The following is a 24700-nucleotide window of genomic DNA, read 5'->3' as shown; positions in this document are numbered from 1 at the left end:
GGCCTCACTTGCGCGATGACCAGATGGCCAGGCCGACCAGCGCAGCCAGCACCACGAAGCCCCAGGCGTCCGAGGCGTGCCAGTGGGCCCCGAACAGGCCATGGCCCTCGTGGGCCAGGGCGGGGGTGGCCGCGATCAGGGCCGTAACGAGCGTGAAAGGGTTTCGCATGGGGTCCTCCGGGTATCAGGGAATGGGCTGGTGGACGGTAACGAGCTTGGTGCCGTCCGGAAACGTGGCCTCGACCTGGATGTCGGGGATCATCTCGGCCACGCCATCCATCACGTCGGCGCGCGTGAGCACGCTGCGGCCTTCGCTCATCAATTGCGCCACGTTCTTGCCGTCGCGCGCGCCTTCCATCACCGCGGCGGTGATGAGGGCGATGGCTTCGGGGTGGTTGAGCTTCAGGCCGCGGGCCTTGCGACGCTCGGCCAGCAACGCGGCGGTGAAGATCAGCAGCTTGTCTTTCTCGCGCGGGGTCAGGTCCATTCGTTCGTCTCTCCTCGGGCAAGGGGTCAGCAAGAGCCATACCCGGTGGGCGCCGTGGCATGAAAGCTGCACCACCAGCCTCCGTGAACGCAACCTCCAGCGAAGTGCCCGCCGACGCCCCGCAGCGCATCATCAAGGTGCGCCGCGACTACAACAGCTGGGTCGGCCGCGAGACGCTGGAGGACTACGCGTTGCGCTTCACGCCCCAGCGCTTTCGCAAGTGGAGCGAGTGGCGCGTGGCCAACACCGCCTTCGGCGCCGCGTCATTCCTCATTCTCGAGGCGGTGGGCGCCACGCTGCTGGTGCAGTACGGCTTCGTCAACGCGGCGCTGGCCATCCTGGCCACCGGGCTCATCATCTTCCTGGCCGGCCTGCCCATCAGCGTGTACGCGGCACGCCACGGCGTCGACATGGACCTGCTCACGCGCGGCGCCGGCTTCGGCTACATCGGCTCCACCATCACCTCACTGATCTACGCATCCTTTACCTTCATCTTCTTCGCACTCGAGGCTGCGGTCATGGCCTACGCGCTCGAACTGGCGCTGGGCATTCCGCCGCACTGGGGCTACCTGATCTGTGCGGTGGTCGTGATTCCCCTGGTCACGCACGGCATCTCGGTCATCAGCCGCTTCCAGGTGTGGACCCAGCCGCTGTGGCTGCTGATGATGGTGGTGCCCTTCGTGGCCGTGGGCGTGATGGCGCCGCAGGCGTTCACCGAGGTGATGCACTACGGTGGTGCGTCCGGCGCCGGTGCATCGTTCGATTGGCACCTCTTTGGTGCTGCTCTCACCGTGGGTATCGCCCTCATCACGCAGATGGGCGAGCAGGCCGATTACCTGCGCTTCATGCCCGCTGCCCAGCCCGGGCGGCGCGGGCGCTGGTGGGCGGGCGTGCTGGCGGGCGGACCGGGCTGGGTGGTGATCGGCGTGGTCAAGATGCTCGGCGGCGCCGTGCTGGCCTACCTGGCCATCAGCCACATGGTGCCGCCCGATCGCGCGGTGGACCCGAACCAGATGTACCTGGCCGCCTACGAGTACGTGTTTGCCGATTACGGCTGGGCGGTGGCGGCCACGGCGCTGTTTGTCGTGGTCTCGCAGATGAAGATCAACGTCACGAACGCATATGCAGGTTCGCTGGCGTGGAGCAACTTCTTCTCGCGCCTCACGCACAGCCACCCGGGGCGGGTGGTGTGGGTGGTGTTCAACACCTTCATCGCCTTCATGCTGATGGAGATGAACGTGTTCCAGGCGCTGGGCCAGGTGCTGGGTGTGTACTCGAACATCGCCATCGCCTGGATCATGGCCGTGGTGGCCGATCTGGTGGTCAACAAGCCGCTGGGCTGGAGCCCGAAAGGCATCGAGTTCAAACGCGCGCACCTCTATGACGTCAACCCGGTGGGCGTGGGGGCCATGGTGCTGGCCTCGGTCGTGTCGATCGCGGCTCACATGGGCCTCATGGGCCCCACGGCCGAGGCGTTCTCGGCCGTGATCGCCATGGTCACCGCCTTCGTCACCGCACCGCTGATCGCCTGGGCCACCAAGGGGCGCTACTACATCGCCCGCGAGGCCGATGCGTCGGCACAGGGTCCTTACGCGCGGCTGCGCACGCAGCGCTGCGTCATCTGCGAACGCGAATACGAAGGCCCCGACATGGCGCACTGCCCGGCCTACCAGGGGCCGATCTGTTCGCTGTGCTGCACGCTGGACGCGCGTTGCGGCGACCTGTGCAAACCGCATGCGCGGCTGTCGGAGCAGTGGACGGCGACGCTGAGGCGCCTCATGCCACAACGCGTATGGCCTTACCTGGATGCGGGGCTCGCGCACTACCTCCTCATCATGGTCGTCATTGCGCCCTTGCTGGCAGCCGTGCTGGGCCTGCTGTACCGCCAGGAGCTGCAGAGCCTGGCCGACGACGTGGGCGGCAACCTCTCGCTGCTGGACACCGCGCTGCGCTCGGGCTTCCTGCGTGTCTACGCGGTGCTGCTGCTCATTGCCGCCACCGTGGCCTGGTGGCTGGTGCTGGCTCACAAGAGCCGCGTGGTGGCGCAGGAAGAATCGAACCGCCAGACGCGCCTGCTGATGCAGGAGATCGAATCGCACAAGCGCACCGACGAGGCGCTGCAGCAGGCGCGCCGCGCGGCCGAGCAGGCCAACCAGGCCAAGACGCGCTACATCAGCACCATCAGCCACGAGCTGCGCACGCCGCTCAACAGCATCCTGGGTTACGCGCAGCTGCTGCAGGAAGACAGCGGCTTGCCGCCGCACCGCGCGCAGGCACTGCGGGTCATCCAGCGCGGCGGCGAGCACTTGCTCTCGCTCATCGACGGTACGCTGGACATCGCGCGCATCGAGGCCGGCAAGCTCGCGCTTGACGTGAAGCCCGTGCCCTTCGCCGCCACGCTGGCCGAGGTGGCCGGCATGTTCGAGCTGCAGGCCGCGGCCAAGGGGCTGCGTTTCGTCTACGACGCGCACGGCCGCCTGCCTGAGGTGGTGCGCGCCGACGAGAAGCGCCTGCGCCAGATCCTCATCAACCTGCTGGGCAACGCCGTGAAGTTCACGCGTGCCGGCCAGGTGCGCCTGCGCGTGAGCCACGCGCGAGAGATGGCGCATTTCGAGGTCCACGACACCGGTCCGGGCATGACCCCGGGCGAGATCGAGCGCGTGTTCGAACCGTTCGCGCGCGGCCAGGGCGAGGGTGCGGACGCCACTGGAACCGGCCTGGGCCTGACCATCGCCAAGATGCTGACCGACTTGATGGGGGGTGAACTCGGTGTGCGCAGTGCCTCCGGCGAGGGCTGCGTGTTCACGGTGCGCCTGTTCCTGCCCGAGTTGCGCGAGGCGCCACCGGTGCGTCCGCTGGCGATACAGCCCGTGGGCTATGCAGGCCGCCGCCGCCGCGTGCTGGTCGTCGACAACGAGGAGGCCGACCGCGAACTGTTGCAGCGCTGGCTGGTGCCACTGGGATTCGAAGTGCAACCCGCTACCAGCGGCTTGCATGCGCTGGCGCTGCTCGACGGCATGGCACCGGGTGACCCGGATGCCCCGCACGCGATCTTTCTGGATCTCGCCATGCCCGGTATCGACGGTTGGGAGACGCGCCGGCGCTTGCGCGCGCGCGGCTGGGGCGATGTGCCCCTGGCCATCGTGTCTGCCAATGCCTTCGACAAGGGTCTGCACGTGGAACTCGATGGCGAGGACGGCGTGTGCGCGCAGGACTTCATCGTCAAGCCGGTGCGCCGCGAGGAACTGCTTGCCTGGCTCGCGCAACGGCTTGGCCTGCGCTGGATCGAGACCGGCGCTGCGCCGGCGGAGCCGCCAACGCAGACCGAGCGGCCCGCACGCGAAGAGATCGAGCCGCTGCTCGAGCTGGTTCGCCTGGGCTACACCCGCGGCATCCTGCAATGGCTGGACGAGTGGGTGCGCCGCCGTCCCGAGCATGCCGCGCTCGCCACCGCACTGGCCACACTCGCGCGGGAGTTCCGCTTCGAAGCCATCGAGCAGAGGTTGCTGCATGGCCATGCCTGAGGTCGACAACCTGGGCGAGAGCGCCCGCCTGCCGCGCGGCGAGCACCGCGTGGTGCTGATCGTCGATGACGTACCGGACAACGTGGCGCCCCTGCACGACGCGCTGGATGACGCCGGCTATACCGTGCTGGTGGCGCTTGACGGCGAAAGCGCGATCCGCCGTGCGCGCCAGGCGTTGCCCGACATGGTGCTGCTCGACGCCGTGATGCCCGGCATCGACGGCTTCGAGGTCGCGCGCCGCCTCAAGGCCGATGCCGCCACCGCGGGCATTCCGGTCATCTTCATGACCGGACTCACCGACACCGAGCACCTGGAGGCCGCGTTTGCGGCCGGCGGCGTGGACTATGTGACCAAGCCCATCAAGCCGCGCGAGGTGATGGCACGCATGGGTTTGCACCTGAGGCAGGCGCGAGAACGCCGCGAGGGCGCGATCGAACGCAGCCAGGCTCGCCACGCGCTCGACGCCTTCGGCTACGCCACCATCACCGTGCGCGCGAGCGACGGCCGCCTGCTTTGGCAGACCGCGCTGGCGCGCGACCTGCTGCGCCAGCACTGTGGCACCGAAGCGCCCACCACACCGCCCGCGGTGCTGCACTGGTTGCGTCGTCACCTGGGCGAGGCGCAGGCCCAGCGCGAGCCGCCGCGCCTCACCCTCGAGAACGGCCCGCGTCGCCTGACCTTTCGACTGCACCAGCGTGTGGGCGACGAAGACAGCGACCCGCGCGGGCAGGGCGACTGGTTGATCGTGATGCAGGAAACCTCCAACGAATCGGTGTACGCAGCACTTGCCGCGGCCTTCGGCCTGACCGCGCGGGAAGCCGAGGTGCTCTACTGGGTCGTCAAGGGCAAGATCAACCGCGACATCGCCGATATCCTGGGTGCCAGCCCGGCCACGGTGAAGAAGCACCTGGAACGTGTGCACATGAAGATGGGCGTGGAGACACGCACCGCGGCGGCCGCGATGGCGATCGGCCGCGTGCGCCAGCTTGATACGCCGGGCGCCTGACGAGCGGCAGAAAGGGCTGCAGATGCGGTCGGGCACCGGCTGCCCGCAGCCACCCCGGGGAACCCTTGCAACGGCGCGGTTACTGACGTCGAACCTCAACGTCATGATCGGTTGCACACCATGGTTCCCCACACGCGCTCACCGGGCAGCACCTCGCCCAACGCCCAGCTTCGCTCAGGCGCCGCGTCACCCCGTGCTGGTGCCGCACAGCCGGTGGCCGCAAGCCTTCTGAGCCGCAACCCGGCCAGCTACCAGGATTTCAGGCCTTGCCTGACGGTCGTGGTGGTGGGGCCCTGCGGGTATCAGACGAACCAGCTCATCGGGCATCTGTCGCAGCAGTCTGAGAACAAGGGTCTTGGCTTTTGCGCCTTGACCGCCGGGACATCGGAGGCCGACCTCCGATCGCTGCTTCGGACACAGGGCATTCCTGATGGCACCGTGGTGCTGGTGTCGGAGACCGACGAGGGCGTTGCGTCGGCCCCTGATTGGATCGTCAAGGCATTGCGCGACGATCACCTCGCGATCGATACCCACGCCAAGCTCTTGCCAGCGGAGTCTGCGCAGGCCTGGAGCTGCGCCGACGCGGTGAGGGAATCCAGCGTGGGATGGCAGTCCCTCGGTGCGTTCGGGCGCTACCTCGGCCATGCCGGCAATCCTTCGGCCACCCTCTATCGGCCCGGCAGCCCGAGCACGTCGTCTTCGGGTTCCTCGTCCAGTCGCGAGGTGTCCGATCCCAACCCATCAAGCGATGAGGCGTCCGATGACGAGTCGTCCGACATGCCGCAGAGCCCGCGGTTCTATGCGAGCCAGCAAGACATCCAGCGCTATCGCACGCTGCTGAAATCCCCTTCCGTGTTCCCGCGGGAGCGCGATGCACTCGCGCTCTATCGCCATTTCAACGCCCAGACCAAGGGTGCCGTGCCGCTGTTGCCGCCTCGATACGTCAGCGATCCTTATGCGAACAGTGTCGACGCTGACTTCGATGAATACGAGCGCAAACAGTTGGCCAGCAATCCGGTGGCCCATGCGCTGTATCGATGGATCTCGTTGGGCGTGGACGCTTGCGAGCTGCCAGCCTGGCAGCGCCTGGAGGACATGGAGCAAGCGCCCGCGTTCATCGCCTTGTTGCAGCGCCTCGACAGCATGTATCCCGACGAGAACGCCAACATCAGTGACCTGCTGGTCGACATCGTCGAAAGACTGGTGTTGGATCCGTCGTTCCTGGATCCGTTCCAGGCCATGCTTGTGGATGCCACCGCCAGTTGCGACGACCGGGTGTCGTTGGCGTTGCACCAGATGCAGACCTTGCTGATCGTTGCCGAGGCCCGGGAGAGTGGGTCGATGGGCCACTTGCAGGCTGTAGTCGACGCGGCACGCCAGGTGTTTCGGCGCGAGCAATTGCTGCAGGTAGCCGACGAAAAGTTCAAACGCCTGCTGCAGCAGCAACAGCTCGATTACGCTCAATACGCCGGTCATGAAGATGACGATGAAGCCGCGGATGATCGCCCGCGGCTGGATGAGATCGAGACCCATCTCGCGTATGCCCACCTGATTCAGACGAATGGTCTTCTCGATCTGGGTGGGCTGGTGCCGGATGCGAAGTTCATCGGTGAGTCGCTCTCCCATGTCTCGGAAGACGACATCTGGCAGGCGGTGGACACTATCCGCGCGAATGAGGGCAGCGGGTTCGTCGACTTTCTGGCCATGTGGCCGGCCTGGCAGGAGAGTCTGGCCGTCTCGCATCCGCAGCAGGTCGAGGCCTTGAACGATGCGCTGCTGGACGATCAGATGCTCGATCGCGTGCGTCAGCAGGCGAGCGACGCGGTGGGCAGCTTGATTGCCCAGGGCAACTTGCCCGAGTCGCTGCGAAACGAGTCCCGCATCACGGAGGAAAACCGCATCGTTCGCGCGATGCAGCTCGATGCGTGGAAGAAGCTCACGACCGAGGTGCTGGCCTCCCTGTGAGGAGGCTGGTGGCAGGTGGCTGCGGGCCAGGGCCAAGGTTCATGAGTGGTCTGCGGGCCACGGTGGGTCCAGCAGATCCAGCCTGTCTTTCTCCTGCAGCATCGCGCGCGTGAGCTTGAGCAACTTTCTCACCTGTCTCTCGTTGGCAATGGCCACCACCCCCTTGGTGACGGCGTCCGCCAGTTCCCTGCCGTCCAGGCCAATGGCCTGTGCGTTGCGCTTGACGCGGCGCGTCCAGCGTTGGCGCAGCTGCTCGTTGTTGCTGTCGTCGCGGATGGCGCTCAGCTGTTGCGGTTTATGTGTCTGCAACAGCTTGAGCCAGGGGTCCCACGTGACCAGGAACTGGGCGAAGTGTGTGTTTTCCTCGCGCTTGACCTGCTTGATTGCCCGCGAAACATCCTTGAGCGAGACGTGGGAAATGTCCTCATCGATGAACTGACCGAAACCGGTGTCGTTGTCGCATTCCAGCGGGCCGTAGGACATCGAGAGGTAAGCGAGCATGGTCTGCAGCTCATCCAGTGCGCCCATGTCCTCGCCGGTGGCCGCCAGGAACTCGCGCAACTGCCGTATCCGATCCTGCGCGATCTTCATCAACCGCTCGAACCGATACACCTGCCGACCGAGGTGAATCAGTTGCGCCGGCGACCACTTCTGCCGCGCGGCGTTGTGGCATTTGACAGCGATCTGCACGCGTTCCCAGCTGAGCAGAATGCGGTCGTCGCAGCTGATGCTGGCGTCGTGGACCGTCTGGAGCACCAGCAGTCGCAATGACTTGCTGATCGCGCATTGCGACATCAGTGTGTGCAGCTTGGGGCCGATCTTCTCGCGCAGCGCCGCTGGCAGCTGCGCGAGGCGGTCGACCCATTCGACGAATTCATCGGTTCCCATGAGCCGCAGGGCCCTGCGCCAGACCAGCGGAAGGCTGGCTGCGGGGCGCAATCCGGACAGTCTGCGCAGAGCAATCGCCAGTGCCGGTTCGGCGGTTGGCGAGGCTGGCTCGACGACACCGACCAGAACGAAAGTCGGTCCCGCGTAGCCCGGTGTGTGGTGGGTCGCTTGAAGAATGCGCCTGCAGTCGTTGGCGAGAGCGGCACCGCCGAGGAAGACGGTCACGGTCCGGGGCAGTTGCCACAAGCAGGCAGGAACCGACGTGAGCTTGTTGTCCTCCAGGTGGATTTGTTCGCAACAAGATACCGTCGCCGTGTCCAGATCGATATCTTGTGTACCGCTCAGAATGACACGCAGGCTGCGCATGCCGCCCGGCAGGGGCTTGAGGTCAGAGAACGCGCATCCGGTCAGTGTGATGGCCTCGAAGCGCCGATGGGGTGGCAGGGGCGGCAGGCACAACAGGCCCTGCACGGAAATGATGGCTTTGATGGGCGCGTGCGGTGCCTTTTGCGTGGCAGCCAGCAGCCGCGTGAGGTAGCGAACGATGGCCATTCCCGCATGGGGATATTGACCATCGCAGTGCCCGGGTCGCTTCGTCCACGCGGTCAGTTGGTCGATGTATTGGGCGTCGAGCCAGGCCATCGATGCCTTCCATTGCTCTGGAGCGGTGGAGGAAAGGCGCTGAAGTGCTTCCATGGGTGTGCTGTGGTCGATGGTCGCCATCTCGGCCTTGCCCACGGCCCCCGGCTTGAAGGCCAGGGCAGCGTCCGGCAGCTCGCCAGCGAGCATGCTCAGTTCATGGCAGAGCATGAAGGCCATGCGATCGTTGCTGCTGGAACAGAGCACCAGGGTCGGGGTCATGAGTGTGAGCCTGGCCAGCAGCAGCGGTTTGATCTGGGTCAGATCCCCGGCGGGGTCGGTCACTGAAAGGCACAGCAGCGGTGCCGATCCCAGGGAATCTGACAGTTGCATCAGGAAGGCCTGCTCCCCGGCGGTGAACGATCCGACTTTGACGATCAGCAGCGCCGGCGGCATTGGGTCGAGCAGATCGCCCATGGCAATCAGTCGAGCAAAGGGCACCGCATGGGCGTTGCGCGCGCCGGTGGGTTCGTGCTCGACGCAGACCAATGCCTTCAGGCGAGGCTCCAGTTCGTCAGCCGCCAGGTGGCCGCTGTCGATGACGATGGGCGCCGGGCAGTGGCTGCCCGATTGACTGAGCCGATGACCGATGTCCCCGGATATCGCCCTGGATTCGCTTTTCGTGCGGATTGTTGGGTCATGGAGCACCACGATCTGCGTGCGCTCATCCACGACCGGATCCAGCATGTCGCACAGGAGGTCGATGGCGCCTGCGTCATCGTCCATCGCGAGGTGGATGACGCGAAGCCCCTGTTCTTGCAGACCGGCCTCCCAGGCCGACAACTGTTCCTCGTCTTCGGTGTCCAGCTGTGATTCGGCCGGGGAAACGATGACCAGGCGGGCTTTGCGTGGGTCGTCGAGAAGTCTGTTCGCCAGCGTGCTGTGTCGCGGCGTGGCCTTGGGCGGATCGGAATGGCGGCGTTGCGCAAGAACAGGACGGGGGAGGTCGGGTGTCGACAGGCTGCGTGATCTCATGGGAAGGCCGCCAGATGGGCGGCGGGTGAGGTTCGCGAGGCACGGGTGTCTCCGTGCGGCGGGTGGGCCGTTCGTGTTCAGGCCCGCGTTTACGTGGGCTGCCGTGCTCCCGGGTTCCGGTGCTCATGAATTCGTCATGCCTGCCTCGTGTACGCCACCCGGCGTACATACGTCACCGAACCTTCTCCCTAGCATCCGTCACGCCTGCCCTCGCGGCCACGAAGCCGGTGGACAGAGACCGCGTCATTTCATCAACGGATCACAGGAGAAGCGCCATGTCGAACATTTCCCAACCGCGTCGTCTGACGCTCAAGACCCTGGCCGCTGCGGCCACGGTGGCCTCGCTCGGCTTCACCGGCCTGAGTGCCCACGCGCAGGAGACCATCAAGGTCGGCGTGCTGCACAGCCTCTCGGGCACCATGGCCATCTCGGAGACCGTGCTCAAGGACACGGTGCTGATGGCGATCGACGAGATCAACGCCAAGGGCGGTCTGCTGGGCAAGAAGCTCGAGGCGGTGGTGGTGGATCCGGCCTCCAACTGGCCGCTGTTTGCCGAGAAGACCAAGCAGTTGCTGACGCAGGACAAGGTGGCCGTGATCTTCGGTTGCTGGACCTCGGTGAGCCGCAAGTCGGTGCTGCCGGTGGTGGAAGAGAACAACGGTCTGCTGTTCTACCCCGTGCAGTACGAAGGCGAAGAGCTCAGCCCCAACGTGTTCTACACCGGCGCCGCGCCCAACCAGCAGGCCATTCCCGCGGTGGAGTACCTCATGAGCAAGGACGGCGGCTCGGCCAAGCGCTTCGTGCTGCTGGGCACCGACTACGTGTACCCGCGCACCACCAACAAGATCCTGCGCGCCTTCTTGAAGAGCAAGGGCGTGGCCGACGCCGACATCATGGAGGAGTACACGCCCTTCGGTCACAGCGACTACCAGACCATCATCGCGAAGATCAAGAAGTTCTCGGCCGAAGGCAAGAAGACGGCGGTGGTCTCCACCATCAACGGCGACTCCAACGTGCCGTTCTACAAGGAACTCGGCAACGCCGGCCTGTCGGCCAAGGACGTGCCGGTGGTGGCCTTCTCGGTGGGTGAGGAAGAGCTGCGTGGCGTGGACACCAAGCCGCTGGTGGGTCACCTGGCCGCCTGGAACTACTTCATGAGCATCAAGAACCCGGCCAACACCGCGTTCGTGAAGAAGTGGAGTGACTACGCCAAGGCCAAGAACATCGCCGGCCACAAGGACAAGCCTATCACCAACGATCCGATGGAGGCCACCTACATCGGCTTCAACATGTGGGCACAGGCGGTCACCAAGGCCAAGAGCACCGATGTCGACAAGGTGCGCCAGGCCATGTACGGCCAGACCTTCCAGGCCCCGGGTGGCTTCATCTCCACCATGGACAAGGAGAACCACCACCTGCACAAGCCGGTGTTCATCGGCGAAGTGCGCGCCGACGGCCAGTTCAACGTGGTGTGGAAGACCCCGGGCCCGGTCGTGGCCGATCCGTGGAGCGACTACATCACCGAGAACGCGGGCAAGAAGAACGTGCCCACCAAGGCCGCCAAGGTCGCGTCCAAGTAAGGCGGGGGTGTGATGCGGGGTGTGTTCGTTCGATGTTGTGTGCTGCTGGCAGCCTGTCTTGCGCTTGCAGGCCCCGCGCATGCGCTGAGCGCCGCCGACGCGCTGGCGGTGGCGCGCGGTGACACGGACGAACGCATCGCCGCCATCAACCGCCTGGCCGCTTCGGGCGATGCGCGCGCCGCCGACGTGCTGCGCGCGCTCGCTGCCGAGTCGCTCAGGTTCAGCGAAACGCAGGTCTTCATCGTCGACGGTGACACCGCGCGCGATGCGGTGAGCGGGCAGGCGGCGACCCTGCCCGAGCTGGCCGAGGACGCCATGGTCAACAACCGCCTGCGCGGCGTCCTCGACACGGCGCTGGCCGGCATCGAACTCTTCACCGCTGGCCCCGAGCGCCAGCGCGAGGCCGCGCGCAGCCTGCAGCGCAACGCGTTCAACGATCCCGACCCGGCCGGCCTGCCCTTGATCGAGAAGGCGCTCGCAGGTGAGCTCGATGCGCAGGCGCGCCAATCGCTCGAGCTCGCGCAGGCGGCCATGCAATTGGCCAGCGACGACGAGGCCCAGCGCCTGGCCGCGGCGGTGAAGCTGGGCGAGGCGCGCCAGCCCATCGTGCGCCCGCTGATCGAGGAGCGTCAGCAGCAGGAATCGAGCCCCGCGGTCAAGGCCGCGCTGGCGAAATCGCTCGCCGCCATCGACCGCCGCGTGGCCTTGGCCAGCGGTCTGGGCCAGGCGTTCACGGGCATCAGCCTGGGCAGCATCCTGTTGCTGGCCGCACTCGGGCTGGCCATCACGTACGGGCTCATGGGCGTCATCAACATGGCCCATGGTGAGCTCATCATGATCGGCGCTTATGCCACGTGGCTGGTGCAGGGGCTGTTCCGAACCCACTTGCCTGGCTGGTTCGACGCCTACCTGCTGCTCGCACTGCCCGTGGCGTTCGCTGCCTCGGCTTTGGTGGGCGCGGTGATGGAGCGCACGGTGATCCGCTTCCTCTATGGTCGCCCGCTGGAGACGCTGCTGGCCACCTGGGGCATCTCGCTCGTGCTCATGCAGGCGGTGCGCAGCCTGTTCGGCGCGCAGAACGTGGCGGTGGAAAACCCGAGCTGGATGAGCGGCAACATCACCTTGCTTGGCAGCCTGAACCTGCCCTTCAACCGCCTGGTCATCCTGGCCTTTGCCGCGGCGGTGCTCATCGGCGTGGCGCTGCTGATCGCGCGCACCCGGCTCGGCCTGTTCGTGCGCGGCGTCACCCAGAACCGGCCGATCGCTGCCTGCATGGGCGTGAACACCGCGCGCATCGACACCTGGGCCTTCGCACTGGGCTCGGGCATCGCGGGCCTGGCGGGCTGCGCGCTTTCGCAGATCGGCAACGTCGGCCCCGACCTCGGCCAAGCCTACATCGTGGATTCGTTCATGGTGGTGGTGCTGGGCGGTGTGGGCCAACTCGCGGGCACGGTGTACGCCGCGCTCGGCCTGGGCCTGCTCAACAAGTTCATCGAAGGCTGGGCCGGTGCGGTGCTGGCCAAGATCGCGGTGCTGGTCTTCATCATCGTGTTCATCCAGAAGCGCCCGCAAGGCATCTTCGCCCTCAAGGGCCGGAGCGTGGAAGCATGAGTGGTATGCCGAACGTCCAAGCCGTGGTGCTGCCCGCGCGCGCACCCCTGCTCACGCGCGCCGGCTGGAGCGCCTTCCTGATCGCGCTGCTCGCGGTGTGTGCGCTGGCGCCGGTGCTCAACCTGATGCTGCCCGAATCGAGCCCGCTGCATCTGAGCGACTACGCCGTGGGCCTGATCGGCAAGATCATGTGCTACGCGATCTGTGCGCTGGCCATGGATCTGATCTGGGGCTACAGCGGCATCCTCTCGCTCGGCCATGGTCTGTTCTTTGCGCTCGGCGGCTACATGATGGGCATGTACCTCATGCGCCAGATCGGCCGTGACGGCCAGTACCAGAGCGACCTGCCGGACTTCATGGTGTTCCTCGACTGGAAGGAACTGCCCTGGCACTGGGCCTTGTCCGACAGCTTCATCGCCACGCTCGCGCTCGTCGTGCTCGTCCCGGGCGGCGTGGCCTTCGTGTTCGGCTACTTTGCCTTTCGCTCGCGCATCAAGGGCGTGTACTTCTCCATCATCACGCAGGCGCTCACCTACGCGGCGCTGCTGCTGTTCTTTCGCAACGAGACCGGCTTCGGCGGCAACAACGGTTTCACCGATTTCAAGCGCATCCTGGGCATCGCCATTGCCACGCCGCAGATGCGCATGACGTTGTTCGTGCTGACCGGCCTCACGCTGCTGGGCTTCTTCCTGCTCGCCCGCTGGCTGGTGCGCAGCAAGTTCGGCCGCGTGCTGCAGGCCATCCGCGACGCCGAGAACCGCACCATGTTTTGCGGCTACGACCCGCTGCCCTACAAGCTCGCCATCTGGACCATCTCGGCCGTGATGTGCGGCGTGGCCGGCGCGCTCTACGTGCCGCAGGTGGGCATCATCAACCCGAGCGAGATGAGTCCGGCCAACAGCATCGAGATCGCGATCTGGGCCGCGGTGGGGGGGCGCGGCACGCTCGTCGGCCCGATCGTGGGCGCCTTTCTCGTCAACGGCGCCAAGAGCTGGCTCACCGTGACCTTCCCCGAGTTCTGGCTCTACGTGCTGGGTGGCCTGTTCATCGCCGTCACGCTCTTCATGCCGCAGGGGGTGGTGGGGTTGTTGAAGAAGCTGCGGGGAGGCCAAGCACGATGACGCCGGACCTCATGCAGGCTGGTGCCGAGCGCATGCAGCGCTTTGCGGGTGTGCTGCCATCGGGCAACACGGAATCCGGTGGCCGGCGCGCGGGCTTCTCGCGCCCGGTGGTGCCGGGCGAGGTCGACGTCGCGCACGGGCGCATCCTCTACCTGGAAGACGTGCACGTCGCCTTCGACGGTTTCAAGGCCATCAACGGACTGTCGCTGGACATCGCTCCAGGCGAGTTGCGCTGCATCATCGGCCCCAACGGCGCGGGCAAGACCACGATGATGGACATCATCACCGGCAAGACGCGGCCCGACCAAGGCACGGTGTTCTTCGGTTCCACCATCGACCTGCTGCGCCACCGCGAGGCAGAGATCGCCAGCCTGGGCATCGGCCGCAAGTTCCAGAAGCCCACGGTGTTCGAGCAGCTCACGGTCTTTGAGAACCTGGAGCTCGCGCTGGCCACCAACAAGCGGGTATGGCCGTCGATGCACTTCGCGCCGACGGGCGAGCAGCGCGACCGCCTGGCCGAAGTGCTGCTCACCATCCACCTGGCCGAGCAGGTCACGCGCCTCGCCGGTGAGTTGAGTCACGGGCAGAAGCAGTGGCTGGAGATCGGCATGCTGCTCATGCAGGACCCGAAGCTGCTGCTGCTCGACGAACCGGTGGCCGGCATGACGGATGAGGAGACCGAGCGCACCGCGCAACTGTTCCTCTCGCTCAAGGGCCGGCATTCGCTCATGGTGGTCGAGCACGACATGGCCTTCATCCGCACCATCGCCGAGAAGGTGACGGTGCTGTGCGATGGATCGGTGCTGGCCGAAGGAACGCTCGACGAAGTGCAGGCCGACGAGCGTGTCATCGAGGTTTACCTGGGACGCTGACATGCTCGAAGTGAAAGACGTTCACCAGTACTACGGCGGCAGCCACATCCTGCGCGGGGTCAGCCTGCAGGCGCAGGTGGGCCAGATCACGGTGGTGCTGGGCCGCAACGGCGTGGGCAAAACCACGCTGCTGAAGTCGCTCATGGGCATGGTGCCCATCAAGAGTGGCGATATCGTCTTCAACGGCCAGGCGGTGCAGGGTGCGGCGCCTTACGTGCGTGCGCATCTGGGCATGGGCTATGTGCCGCAGGGGCGCGAGATCTTTGCGCGCCTCACGGTGCAGGAGAACCTGCAGATGGGCCTGGCGACGCGGCCCGCCGGTACACCGGTGCCACCGCAATTGTTCGAGCTGTTCCCGGTGCTGCAGCAGATGCTGGGCCGCCGCGGCGGCGACCTGTCGGGCGGGCAGCAGCAACAGCTGGCGATCGCGCGCGCACTGGCCAGCAAGCCTCGTCTGCTGATCCTTGATGAGCCCACGGAGGGCATCCAGCCCAACATCATCAAGGACATCGGCCGCGTGCTGCGCCAACTGGCTGACCGCGGTCTGGACGGTGAGCCCATGGCCATCCTGCTGGTGGAGCAGTACTACGACTTTGCCGAGGCCTTGGCCGACCGGTATCTGGTGATGGAGCGTGGCGAGGTGATCGCCAGCGGGCCGGGCAGCGAGATGGCGGAGAAGGGCGTCCGCCAACTGGTGGCGATCTGACCGGTTCAGATCGAGCGCATCAGCCCGCCGTCCACCCGAAGGTTCTGCCCCGTGATGTAGCCCGCGCCTTCCGAGACCAGGAAAGCCACCGTGGCGGCAATTTCCTCCGCGGTGCCGTAGCGCTGCATGGGCACGCTGTCGCGGCGTGCGTCGGTCTGGGGCAAGCTGTCGATCCAGCCTGGCAGCACGTTGTTCATGCGCACGTTGTGCGGCGCGTACTGGTCGGCGAAGAGCTTGGTGAAGGCCGCCAGGCCCGTGCGTGCCACGGCCGAGGTGGGGAACATCGGGCTAGGCTCGAAGGCCCAGGCGGTGGAGATGTTGACGATGGCCCCGCCGCCCTGCTTGACCATGTGCGGCGTGACCAGCCGCGTGGGCCGGACCGCGTTGAGGAAGTAGACGTCCAGCCCCTGGTGCCACTGCTCGTCGGTGATCTCCAGCAGCGGGCCCTTGGGCCCGTGGCCGGCGCTGTTCACCAGCGCGTCGATGCGGCCCCAGCGTTGCAGGGTCTCGTCCACCAGACGCTGCAGGTCGTGGCTCGACTGGTTGGAGCCGGTGACACCGAGGCCACCGAGGTCCTTCGCAAGCGCCTCGCCCTTGCCGGAGGACGACAGGATCGCCACCCGGAACCCGTCCGCCGCGAGGCGGTGTGCCACCGCGGCGCCCATGCCGCTGCCACCGGCGGTGACGATGGCGACCTTTTCTGCTGACATCCCATGCTCCTTGTGAAAGCCGGTCATTTTGCGTCGCCGGCCAGGGGTCGGGCCCGCGCGGTGGCCTCAACCGTGCAGCGAGAGCATGTGCCCCAGCCGCGGGTCGCCCTGACCGCCCAGCACGAGCGCATGCGCGGCCTGCACGGCATCACCACCCCGGTGTTCCCGCACCACCAGCCAGGGCGCTGCTGGCTGATTTACCCGTTCGATGAATACGTGCCAGGCGCGTGCGAGGCGCGCGTTGAATTCGGCAGCGCCCCAGTCGCCGTGGCGCTTCTTCGCTTGTGCCGGCGCAAAGAACAACACCGGGCGCGGCCCGGGCAGGCCCTGGCCACCGCCCAGATCGGTGACGTGCGTGCCGCCGATGGCGCTGCTGTGCGCGAGCGCGGTGAAGCGCTCGTGGATGGCGCGGCGCAGGCTGGCGCTGCCTGCAAAATCGACGTAGATGCAGGGCGTGTCGGCCGGCAGTAGATCGAGCTGGTCGTAGCGCAGCACGCGGTGGTACACGCCCAGGCTTTCGCAGAAGGCCACGTTGGCGGCCGAGGTGAGGCCGATCACCTCGACCCCGGTTCGCTGCGCCAGTTGCGCAGCGGTGGCGTAGGCCGTCTTGCTGCTGGCCGAGGAGAGCAGCAGCGCGCCGCGCCGGCCTTCGGCGTTGATGCCGAAGAAGGCGTTGTCGGCCAGGAAATCGTCGATCAGCCAGGCGGTGAGGAACAGCGGACGCAGCAGCGCCTGCAGGCCCTCGCGGTCGCCGCGGTACAACGGATCGGCATTGCAGCGCAGGTACTGGTTGTAGACCGCATGCAGCGCAGATCGGTGCGGCGCCCCATCGAAGAAATGTTCAGGTGCCACGCGCGCGGGCTGCAGCACCGCGTGCGTGGCCATGGGCCAGTAGCCATAGAGCCGTTCGCCCACCGCCACGCCCGGATGCAGCGACTGCACCACCACCCCGAAGCCCCACACCGGTACCACGCCCCAGGTCACGGCGTCATCGGATACCGGGAAGAACTGCCAGTAGTTCATGGCCTCGCCGAAGGCCGCGTAGGTGATGTTGTTGGCGGTGTAGGCAAAGTGATCCACGCGCACGCGCACCTCGCCGGGGGCGAGCGGCGCGTCGGTCAGGGTGATCAAGCGGGTGGTGGCGAGTGCGTCCTTACGGACCTGGAACTGCAGCATGGCTCAGTCGGCCGTGATCTTGCGTTCCTTGATGATCGCGCCGAAGCGCCTGGAGTCGTCCATGCCGCGCTTGCCGAATTCGGCCGGGGTCAGCGGCAATGCCTCTCCGCCAAGAGCGATCATGCGCTCGCGCACGGCCGGCGTGGCCAGGATCTTGTTGATCTCGCTGTTCAGACGCGTGATCACCGCGGGTGGTGTGGCCGCTGGCGCGTAGAAGCCGAACACGGTGTCGGCGTCAAAGCCCTTGAGGCCGGCTTCATCCAGCGTGGGCACATCGGGGAACAGCGGCGATCGCTTGCTGCTGCCCACCGCGAGCAGCTTCAGACGCCCGGCCCGGGCATGCTGCAGGCCGATGCCGGGGTCGAAGTAGAAATCGATCTGGTTGCCCAGCAGGTCGTTGAGTGCGGGCGCGGCGCCACGGTAGGGCACGTGCACCGCGAACAGGCCGGCCTGGCTCTTGAACATTTCGCCGGCCAGGTGCGGCGAGCTGCCGTTGCCCGCCGAGCCATAGCTCAGGCGGCCCGGGCGCGCCTTCACGTAGGCGATGAAGTCGTTCACGTTGTTCACCTCGAGGGTGCCACGCGCCATCAGGTACACCGCAACCCGCGCGGCCGAGGCCACGGGCGTGAGGTCCTTCACCGGATCGAAGGCCATGCGCGCATAGATGTGCGGGTTCACCGACACCATGCCGCCCGAGGACAGCAGCAGCGTGTAGCCATCGGCCGGCGACTTGGCCACCGCATCCCCGGCCACGTTGCCGTTGGCACCGGCGCGGTTCTCCACCACCACGCTCTGGCCCAGCGCCTCGCCCAGCGGGGTGGCGATCAGCCGCGCGATCTGGTCGGCCGCGCCGCCGGGCGGGAAACCCACCACCACCTTGACCGGCTTGTCGGGCCAGGCCTGCGCCAGGGCAGCGGGCGCTGCCGCCAGTGTGGCCACCGTGACGGCGGCGGCAAGAACAGAACGGGTCAGGGTGAATCTCATGGCTTGTCTCCAGGTCGTTGTGTTGTGCGCGAGGGAAATCAGGTCCGCGCCTTCTTCAGTCGCGGATTGTGATGCCAGCGGATTGGCTGCGGCTTGAGCGGGCGTGCCGCAGCGCCGTGCTGCTGCAGCGTACGGTCCAGCGCGGTGCCGGCTTCGTCGGCCAGGGCGGCCTGGCGGGCCTGCGCCACGGCGGTGGCGGCATCGGCGCGCGCGGGGTCGGCCAGGTGGTCCACGATGTGCAGCAGGTTGTCCTTGCCGCGCTCGTTGGTGCTGCCGTAACCCTTGATCAGGCGGCCGCACTGTGCAATCTCGTGGCCCAGGCGCGCATCGGCGCGCGCCCCGCGCTCCACCGCGGCGAGCCAGCGCTCGATCAGCGCCTGTTCCGTGGCGAAGCGGCTGCCCATGGGGCGCCACCGTTTGGTGGCGGCCAGCGCGCGCAGCGCCAGCAAGCCCAGTACGCCGTGGCTGGCCACCTTGAGCGGCAGCGCCCACGGGGCCTGGCCTTTTTGCGTGCGGCGCCGGTCCCAGGCCAGCACGCGTTGCGCAAGCGCCAGCGGCAGCATGGCCGCGAACTCGGGTGCACCGGGCTTGAAGTGGTCGAAGGTGCGCAACAGCTCGCCGTCCTTTGCCTTCACCTCGCGGCGCACGCGCTCGGCGCGGCTGGCGCGCGCCTTGAGCTCGGCGACGCGCACGATGTCATCGAAAGCCATCCACAGCGCAAGCCAGCGCGCAGTTTCGCGGGTGGTGGCGTGGGCCTGGCTGGCGGCCGGGTCGCCAGCGCGCTCGGCCGCCAGCACGCGCTGCAGGCGATCGAGATAGCGCTGGCCGTAGGCAGCGTCCTGGTACTCGGCCACGCGCGCATGGCCCAGGGCCACGATGTCGTGCAGTGCTGTCGGGAAGGGTGTCAGCAGCGCGGCGGGAGTGGCCACGGGGGCGGCGGCCGGCTCGTCATCGCCGTGCAGCACCTGTTCCACCCAGCGGGCCTGCTGGCGCTGGTTGCTCACGGCGTCATAGGCCAGGCCGAAGCCGCGCAGGCTGGCCTTGGCGTGGCCACCGGCACCCACCACGGCCTCGTAGTCAGCGCGTGCGAACGGCAGCAAGCCGCTGGCCGCGATGGCGCCCAGCATCACCGCGCTCACCACGGTGCCGGCCTCGCGCGTGAGCTTGGCCATGTCGAGCACGTGGTGCGCGCGGCTGTGTTCGCGCACCAGCTGCAGCAGCTGCGCGTCGTCGCGGCGGCCGTCACCCAGCGCCATCTTCTCGGCGGTGGTGAGGGCGCGTGAGGAGGAGGTGATCACCAGCGTATGGTCGGCCGAGGCCACGCCGTTGCCGATCTGGCGGCCGGTCTCCAACAGCTCGGACGACACCAGCGCGTCGAGCCGGCCCGGCAGCGGGTTCAGGCCGAACACCGGGCGGCGGGCGCCCAGCTCGGCCAGCGGCACGGGAAAGACCTCGAGGTAGTAGGTGGTGGCGCCGGTGCGCTGCGCCACACCCGGAATGCTGGTGGCCTGGGCCGCGTAACCGGCGTGGCGTGCGGTGTCCACGAGCCAGTCGGTCAGCGTGCCGCCGCCTTCGCCTCCAAGGGCGCAGAGCAGGAGGGAAATGGGTTGGTGAGACATCTTCAGTGACTTATGCAAATTGCAGCAGGCGCACGAAGGGCGCGCGGACGGCTTCGAGCAGCCGCTCGTGCCAGCGCGGGTTCTGCACCACCTCGGCGCGGTAGAAGGAGGGGCACAGCGTGGCCGCGTGCGCGTTGGCACCGCACAGACCGCAACCGACGCAGCCGTCGATCACGGTGGCCACCGGGTCGACCTTGAGCGGGTCGGGGTTGTCCTTCAGCGTGAGCGTGGGGCAGCCCGAGAGACGGATGCAGGCGTGGTCGCCGTTGCACACGTCTTCGTCCACACCGTACTTCACCCGCACCACGCGCTCACCGCGCTGCAGCAGGCTGGCGATCCAGGGCTTGATGCGGCGCTGGCGTTCGAGCTGGCACTCGCCCTCGGCCACGATGACCTTCAATCCCTGGAAGTCGGTGGTGAAGGCCTCGGTGAGCGTGGCGCGCACCGTGTCCACTTCATAGGTGTGCACCGTGCGCAGCCATTGCACGCCCAGGCCCTTGAGGGTGCTCTCGATGGTCTGGTTGGTGTGCGCCAGGCTCTGCGCCTTGTCGGCCGCCACCTCCTTGGCCTCTTCGCCGGGGGTGGAAATGATGTCCTGCGTGCCGGTGGCCGAGGTGTAGCCGTTCTTGAAGATCAGCAGCACCGCGTCGTCGCCGTTGAAGAGCGCGCTCTGCACGCCGGTGAGCAGGCCGTTGTGCCAGAAGCCGCCATCGCCCATCACCGACAGCACGCGCCGGCGCATCAGCGGCGACACGCCCGCGCGGCTGGCCAGGCTCATGCCGTAGCCCAGGATGGAATGGCCGAAAGAGAAGGGCTCGAAGGTGGCCAGTGCGTGGCAGCCGATGTCGCCGGCGATGTGCACCGGACCCACGTCCTGCTGCGCGAGTTTGAGGGCCGAGAACACAGGCCGCTCGGGGCAGCCGATGCACATGCCCGGTGGGCGCGCGGGCAGGGCACCGCCGACCGCCTTGGCCACGTCGGCGCGACGCTGCGCATTGCCTTGCAGCCAGGTGCGGGCGGAGGCGAGCGCGGCGTCATCACTGCCCAGGTAGCGCTCGACGAAGGATGCCAGGCCCTGCGACATCACCTCGGCGGTGTACTCGCCGGCGCTGGGCAGCAAGTCCTTGCCATGCAGCGGCGTGCTGATACCGGCGCGTCGCAGCAGCGTGGCGAGTTCCTGCTCGATGTACTCGGGCTGGCCCTCCTCCAGCAGCAACACAGCGCGCTTGTCGTCGCAGAAGCGTTCGAGCTGCTCGGGCACCAGCGGGCTGGTCACGTTGAGCACCAGCATCGGGATCTTCGTTTCGCCGAAGGCATCGGCCAGGCCGAACTGCTGCAGCGCGCGGATCAGCGTGTTGTAGAGCCCGCCCTGCACGATAAGGCCGAGGTCCTTGTGGTCACCGGTGAACAGCTCGTTGAGGCCGTGCTCGACGATGTAGCGCCGGGCCGCGGGAACGCGCTGCTCGCCCTTGAGCTTCTCGTGGCGGAACGTCACGGGCGGGTGTGCCAGGCGCATGTAATCGAAACCCGCGGGCTCCTGGATCAACTGGTGCGTGGAGATGGCAGGCGCGATGTTGTCCTTGGCCTCGAAGCTGCCACGAACATGGCACGCGCGGATACGAAGTTCCATGAGGGCCGGCATGTTCGACGCTTCGGACAAGCGGAATCCGTGCTCGACCATGTGCACCATCTGCGCCAGATCGGGGCGCGGGTCGAGCAGCAGCATGCCGCTCTTGAGCGCATAGGCATGGGTGCGCTCCTGGATGACGCTCGCGCCTTCGCCGTAGTCCTCGCCCACCACGATCAGCACGCCGCCGGTCACGCCCGGCGAGGCCAGGTTGGACAGCGCATCGGCCGCGACGTTGGTGCCGACGATGGATTTCCAGGTGACGGCGCCGCGCACCGGGTAGTGGATGGACGCACCCAGCATGGCGGCTGCCGATGCCTCGTTGGAGCAGGCCTCCACATGCACGCCCAGGGTGTCGAGGTAGGGCCTGGCCTGCACCATCACGTCGAGCAGGTGCGACACCGGCGCGCCCTGGTAGCCGCCCACGTAGGACACGCCAGACTGCAGCAGTCCCTTGGTGATGGCCAGGATGCCCTCGCCGTGGAAGGTCTGGCCGGCACCGAGCTGCAGGGACTTGATCTCCTCGCTGAATGAAACTTCCAAGCGACTGTCTCCGTGGGGAAAGGGCGAACGGCGGGAGTATGGGTGTTCGACCTTGATCGATCCATACAATGAGACCACTAAGTGACATTAGTGCCATGCATGTCAGAGACATCGACCTGAACCTGTTGCGGCTGTTTGCCGAGGTGTACCGCGCAGGCAGCGTGAGCCGGGCGGCGGAACGCCTGGGTCTGACGCAGCCCGCGGTGAGCCACGGCCTCACGCGCCTGCGCCTGTTGGTGAAGGACCCGCTGTTCATGCGCGCCAGCGGCGGCGTGCGTCCCACGCCGCGGGCTGTGGCGCTTGCCGACGCGGTGCAGGATGCGCTCGATACGCTGGAGGGTGCGCTCGGACGCACCAGCGTTTTCGATCCGGCCACCTCTCGCCACCTGTTCCGCATCCACATGAGCGATATCGGCGAGGGGCGCTTTCTGCCCGAACTGATGGCCTGGCTGCACGCGCAGGCGCCGGGTGTGCGGGTAGCCACGCAGCCGATTCCCCATGCGGTGCTGGCCGAATCGCTGGATGCTGGCGCGATCGATTTCGCCTTCGGCTTCCTGCCGCAGGTAAGAGATACCCGCCGTGCCGAGCTGCTGCGCGACCGCTACGTGGTGTTGCTGCGCAGCGGCCACCCGATGCGACAGCGGCTCCAGAAGTTGCGCGGTGCGGCGCAGTTGCGCGCGTTGCAGCAACTCGACTTCGTGGCCGTGCGCACGCACGTGGACACGCTGCGCATCCTGCAGCGCACGGGCCTGCAGGAGCGGCTGCGGCTGACCACCGAGCACTTCATGGTGCTGCCATCGATCGTGCAGGCCACCGACCTGTGCGGCGTGATGCCGCGCAACATTGCGCAGGGCTTCGTGCAGGCCGGTGGCTGTGCGGTGGTGGAGCCGCCCTTTGAAGGGGCCGACTTCACCGTGTCATTGCACTGGAGCCACCGATTCGAGGCCAACCCCGCTCACCGCTGGTTCCGCGAAGAGGTTGTCCGGTTGTTCCGTGAGTGAGCCGCGGTGGCCCGGTAACGGCACGGCACCCGCGCCCAGGCCGGTCTGATCACCCAGGCGCAAAGGTTGCAGGCGCCAGGTGTTGCGCAGCAGGTCTACGCGCTGCTGCAGTGCCTCGCGCTCGGCGATGCGTTCGCCGTGGCGCTGCAGCACCTGATGGGCCGATTCCGCCAACTTGGCGTTGCACAGGCGCTCGGCGTCGGCCAGCAACTGCTTCACGGTGCCAGCGGGGTCACCCTTGAGGCTCAGGCGCATGGCCTCTTCGGATACGCGCAGCACCTGTGCATGGCCGCTGCGCAAGGTCTGCGACCAGGCCTCCTGTTCGCGCGCTGCACAGCCCAGCAGTTCACTCATGGCGCGGCTTGTGCCGAAGCGCAAGGCAATGGACTGCATGGCGGCCTCGGCGTCCGGTGGAGTCTGCCCGTGCGCGACCATGCGTGTCATGAGCGTGATCAGGTTGCAGGCGGTCTCGACGTCGAAGCCGGGCTCGCGAACCTGTGCGATGAACTGACCCGCGGTCGCATGCGCTTCGGCGTTCGCGCGGTTGTACAGTGCGTTGAGTGCGCTGGCGATCTGATGCAGGCGGCGTGGCCGCTCGGGCTCGAAGCTGCGCTCGGCGATGCGCGCGAGCTGGTCCACGCAGCGTTGCAACCCGCGCGAGTCCTTGTTGTCCAGCCGGGCCAGTGCCAGCAGCACCAGCGCCTGCGGGTCGAACAGCTTGGAGTCCACGCCCAGGCGTGCGGCGCGATCGAGCAGTTCGACGCCCTGGGCGCGGTCGCCGCCATAGAAGGCAAGCATGCCGTGCTTGAGTAGTCGGCTCACCGCTGACGGGGTGAGCTTTGTTGCCATGGCATAGGTGGACAGCGCCTGATCGAACTGTCCGAGTTCGAAGTGGGCGCGGCCCATCACGTCGTAAGCATCGGCATAGCCGTCATCGTCGGCCAGCAAGGCTTCCAGCGTGGTAACGGCTTTGGTGGGCTGGCCACCTTCGAGCTGTGCCCGAGCCACACCCAGGCGGGCCCAGGGAAGTGTCTTGGCCTCGATCACGGCTTCATAGACCTCGCGCGCCTCGTCAATGCGCGCACTGCGCAGCAGCAGCTCGGCGCCGATGCGCGCGGCATACAGCCAGTAGTCCTGACGCGACTCGAAACGTGCCAGGCACAGTGCTGTGGCGCGGTCGAATTCCTGCGCGTCGATGGCAGCGAAGATCTCGTGCAGCGCGCGCTTGCGGGCGCGCGCGAGCAGGATCCGCTCGGACAACCGCGCCGCGGTGTGGGGCTTGAGCAGGTAGGCATCCAGCGCGGACTCGGCCGCTTCAGCGACCCTGCTGTAGCTGGCCTCGGCCGTCAGCATCACGAACACCGTGTAGAACGGCAGGATCTGGTGGCGCCGCAGATCGTTGAGCAACTCCTGTCCCGAATAGCTTTCCTTGTCGAACCGCTGCTCGCAGATCACCACGTCAAAGCGCTGGGATTCGAGCTTGCGCCGCGCGTCATGCACGCGCGCGCACTGGGCCACCGCGCCCACACCGAGCTCGCGCAGCTGCGCCACGATGATGGCGCGCGACTGTGCGTTGCCCTCGATCACGAGGGCCTGCGATTCGTGCAGGGGGTTTTCGATCACCAGCATGGGGAAACCTGGACCCGGATGGGCCGCGCACCGATTC

18 protein-coding genes are annotated in these 24700 nt (G+C 67.1%); 9 read left to right on the top strand and 9 right to left on the bottom strand.

Annotation, left to right across the window (positions count from 1 at the left end):
* Window positions 1-4: 4 nt before the first annotated feature.
* On the bottom strand, window positions 5-169 hold the full coding sequence (locus M3149_RS15785; protein ID WP_251710502.1) for a hypothetical protein: 165 nt from the start codon (window positions 167-169) through the stop codon (window positions 5-7).
* A gap of 15 nt (window positions 170-184) precedes the next feature.
* Window positions 185-487 carry an urease subunit gamma gene (locus tag M3149_RS15780; RefSeq protein WP_251710501.1) on the bottom strand — a complete coding sequence of 101 codons (303 nt, stop codon included), beginning with the start codon at window positions 485-487 and terminating at the stop codon, window positions 185-187.
* 59 nt (window positions 488-546) lie between these two features.
* Here M3149_RS15780 and M3149_RS15775 point away from each other — a divergent pair, with 59 nt between their 5' ends.
* From M3149_RS15775 to M3149_RS15765, 3 genes are all read left to right on the top strand, one after another.
* The gene (locus tag M3149_RS15775; RefSeq protein ID WP_285887183.1) at window positions 547-4011 is read left to right on the top strand and encodes an ATP-binding protein; all 3465 of its coding nucleotides are present in this window, start codon (window positions 547-549) and stop codon (window positions 4009-4011) included.
* Window positions 4004-5017, top strand: coding sequence for a response regulator transcription factor (locus M3149_RS15770; protein WP_251710572.1), 1014 nt, complete (start codon window positions 4004-4006; stop codon window positions 5015-5017). Before M3149_RS15775 ends, M3149_RS15770 begins: the two co-directional genes overlap by 8 nt.
* A gap of 120 nt (window positions 5018-5137) precedes the next feature.
* On the top strand, window positions 5138-6982 hold the full coding sequence (locus M3149_RS15765) for an NEL domain-containing protein (protein ID WP_251710499.1): 1845 nt from the start codon (window positions 5138-5140) through the stop codon (window positions 6980-6982).
* Window positions 6983-7021: 39 nt separating this feature from the next.
* On the opposite strand, the gene M3149_RS15760 is transcribed toward M3149_RS15765, so the two are convergent.
* Window positions 7022-9484: an NEL-type E3 ubiquitin ligase domain-containing protein gene (locus M3149_RS15760; protein ID WP_251710498.1), complete on the bottom strand. Its 2463-nt coding sequence runs from the start codon at window positions 9482-9484 to the stop codon at window positions 7022-7024.
* A 275-nt stretch (window positions 9485-9759) separates the two neighbouring features.
* On the opposite strand from M3149_RS15760, the gene urtA reads away from it, so the two are divergent.
* From urtA to urtE, 5 genes are read left to right on the top strand one after another with little or no spacing between them, the layout of a single operon-like run.
* A complete protein-coding gene (gene urtA / locus M3149_RS15755; RefSeq protein ID WP_251710497.1) occupies window positions 9760-11064 on the top strand; it encodes an urea ABC transporter substrate-binding protein in 1305 nt (434 codons plus the stop codon).
* A 12-nt stretch (window positions 11065-11076) separates the two neighbouring features.
* Entirely contained in the window at window positions 11077-12675 is a 1599-nt protein-coding gene (gene urtB, locus M3149_RS15750; RefSeq protein WP_251710496.1) for an urea ABC transporter permease subunit UrtB, read from the top strand.
* Window positions 12672-13796 (top strand): urea ABC transporter permease subunit UrtC, encoded by a 1125-nt coding sequence (gene urtC, locus M3149_RS15745; protein WP_251710495.1) that lies wholly within the window; start codon window positions 12672-12674, stop codon window positions 13794-13796. Before urtB ends, urtC begins: the two co-directional genes overlap by 4 nt.
* On the top strand, window positions 13793-14668 hold the full coding sequence (gene urtD, locus M3149_RS15740) for an urea ABC transporter ATP-binding protein UrtD (RefSeq protein WP_251710494.1): 876 nt from the start codon (window positions 13793-13795) through the stop codon (window positions 14666-14668). The genes urtC and urtD overlap by 4 nt, the downstream gene beginning before the upstream one ends.
* 1 nt (window position 14669) lies before the next feature.
* Window positions 14670-15374, top strand: coding sequence for an urea ABC transporter ATP-binding subunit UrtE (urtE, locus tag M3149_RS15735; protein WP_251710493.1), 705 nt, complete (start codon window positions 14670-14672; stop codon window positions 15372-15374).
* A 5-nt stretch (window positions 15375-15379) separates the two neighbouring features.
* Here the strand turns inward: urtE and M3149_RS15730 are convergent, their stop codons facing one another.
* The 5 genes from M3149_RS15730 to M3149_RS15710 all read right to left on the bottom strand — a co-directional run bounded on the left by M3149_RS15730 (window position 15380) and on the right by M3149_RS15710 (window position 22033).
* Complete coding sequence (locus M3149_RS15730; protein WP_251710492.1) at window positions 15380-16084, bottom strand: SDR family oxidoreductase; 705 nt, start codon at window positions 16082-16084, stop codon at window positions 15380-15382.
* 66 nt (window positions 16085-16150) lie between these two features.
* Entirely contained in the window at window positions 16151-17260 is a 1110-nt protein-coding gene (locus M3149_RS15725) for a DUF2855 family protein (protein ID WP_251710491.1), read from the bottom strand.
* A gap of 3 nt (window positions 17261-17263) precedes the next feature.
* Complete coding sequence (locus tag M3149_RS15720; RefSeq protein ID WP_251710490.1) at window positions 17264-18244, bottom strand: tripartite tricarboxylate transporter substrate binding protein; 981 nt, start codon at window positions 18242-18244, stop codon at window positions 17264-17266.
* Window positions 18245-18282: 38 nt separating this feature from the next.
* Window positions 18283-19863, bottom strand: coding sequence for an indolepyruvate oxidoreductase subunit beta family protein (locus M3149_RS15715; RefSeq protein ID WP_251710489.1), 1581 nt, complete (start codon window positions 19861-19863; stop codon window positions 18283-18285).
* A gap of 10 nt (window positions 19864-19873) precedes the next feature.
* Window positions 19874-22033 (bottom strand): indolepyruvate ferredoxin oxidoreductase subunit alpha, encoded by a 2160-nt coding sequence (locus M3149_RS15710; protein WP_251710488.1) that lies wholly within the window; start codon window positions 22031-22033, stop codon window positions 19874-19876.
* A 95-nt stretch (window positions 22034-22128) separates the two neighbouring features.
* Between M3149_RS15710 and M3149_RS15705 the strand changes: the two genes are divergently transcribed.
* Window positions 22129-23034 carry a LysR family transcriptional regulator gene (locus M3149_RS15705; protein ID WP_251710487.1) on the top strand — a complete coding sequence of 302 codons (906 nt, stop codon included), beginning with the start codon at window positions 22129-22131 and terminating at the stop codon, window positions 23032-23034.
* Here the strand turns inward: M3149_RS15705 and M3149_RS15700 are convergent.
* A complete protein-coding gene (locus M3149_RS15700; protein WP_251710486.1) occupies window positions 22951-24663 on the bottom strand; it encodes a response regulator in 1713 nt (570 codons plus the stop codon). The two genes, M3149_RS15705 and M3149_RS15700, sit on opposite strands and share 84 nt — an antisense overlap.
* Window positions 24664-24700: the final 37 nt, after the last annotated feature.

The sequence above is a fragment of the Hydrogenophaga intermedia genome, from assembly GCF_023715105.1.
Taxonomy (GTDB): Bacteria; Pseudomonadota; Gammaproteobacteria; order Burkholderiales; family Burkholderiaceae_C; genus Hydrogenophaga; species Hydrogenophaga intermedia_A.
The sequence above is the reverse complement of the archived record's forward strand: the minus strand, read 5'-3'. Positions and strand labels throughout refer to the sequence as shown.

Bases quoted from the DNA above. Each gene is read 5' to 3' on its own strand.
- M3149_RS15725 (WP_251710491.1), bottom strand. From the start codon at position 17,260: ATGCTGCAGTTCCAGGTCCGTAAGGACGCACTCGCCACCACCCGCTTG.
- urtD (WP_251710494.1), top strand. From the start codon at position 13,793: ATGACGCCGGACCTCATGCAGGCTGGTGCCGAGCGCATGCAGCGCTTT.
- M3149_RS15760 (WP_251710498.1), bottom strand. From the start codon at position 9,484: ATGAGATCACGCAGCCTGTCGACACCCGACCTCCCCCGTCCTGTTCTT.
- urtB (WP_251710496.1), top strand. From the start codon at position 11,077: ATGCGGGGTGTGTTCGTTCGATGTTGTGTGCTGCTGGCAGCCTGTCTT.
- urtC (WP_251710495.1), top strand. From the start codon at position 12,672: ATGAGTGGTATGCCGAACGTCCAAGCCGTGGTGCTGCCCGCGCGCGCA.
- urtA (WP_251710497.1), top strand. From the start codon at position 9,760: ATGTCGAACATTTCCCAACCGCGTCGTCTGACGCTCAAGACCCTGGCC.
- M3149_RS15720 (WP_251710490.1), bottom strand. From the start codon at position 18,244: ATGAGATTCACCCTGACCCGTTCTGTTCTTGCCGCCGCCGTCACGGTG.
- M3149_RS15765 (WP_251710499.1), top strand. From the start codon at position 5,138: ATGGTTCCCCACACGCGCTCACCGGGCAGCACCTCGCCCAACGCCCAG.
- M3149_RS15780 (WP_251710501.1), bottom strand. From the start codon at position 487: ATGGACCTGACCCCGCGCGAGAAAGACAAGCTGCTGATCTTCACCGCC.
- M3149_RS15730 (WP_251710492.1), bottom strand. From the start codon at position 16,084: ATGTCAGCAGAAAAGGTCGCCATCGTCACCGCCGGTGGCAGCGGCATG.
- M3149_RS15775 (WP_285887183.1), top strand. From the start codon at position 547: ATGAAAGCTGCACCACCAGCCTCCGTGAACGCAACCTCCAGCGAAGTG.
- M3149_RS15705 (WP_251710487.1), top strand. From the start codon at position 22,129: ATGCATGTCAGAGACATCGACCTGAACCTGTTGCGGCTGTTTGCCGAG.
- M3149_RS15715 (WP_251710489.1), bottom strand. From the start codon at position 19,863: ATGTCTCACCAACCCATTTCCCTCCTGCTCTGCGCCCTTGGAGGCGAA.
- M3149_RS15770 (WP_251710572.1), top strand. From the start codon at position 4,004: ATGCCTGAGGTCGACAACCTGGGCGAGAGCGCCCGCCTGCCGCGCGGC.
- urtE (WP_251710493.1), top strand. From the start codon at position 14,670: ATGCTCGAAGTGAAAGACGTTCACCAGTACTACGGCGGCAGCCACATC.
- M3149_RS15785 (WP_251710502.1), bottom strand. From the start codon at position 169: ATGCGAAACCCTTTCACGCTCGTTACGGCCCTGATCGCGGCCACCCCC.
- M3149_RS15700 (WP_251710486.1), bottom strand. From the start codon at position 24,663: ATGCTGGTGATCGAAAACCCCCTGCACGAATCGCAGGCCCTCGTGATC.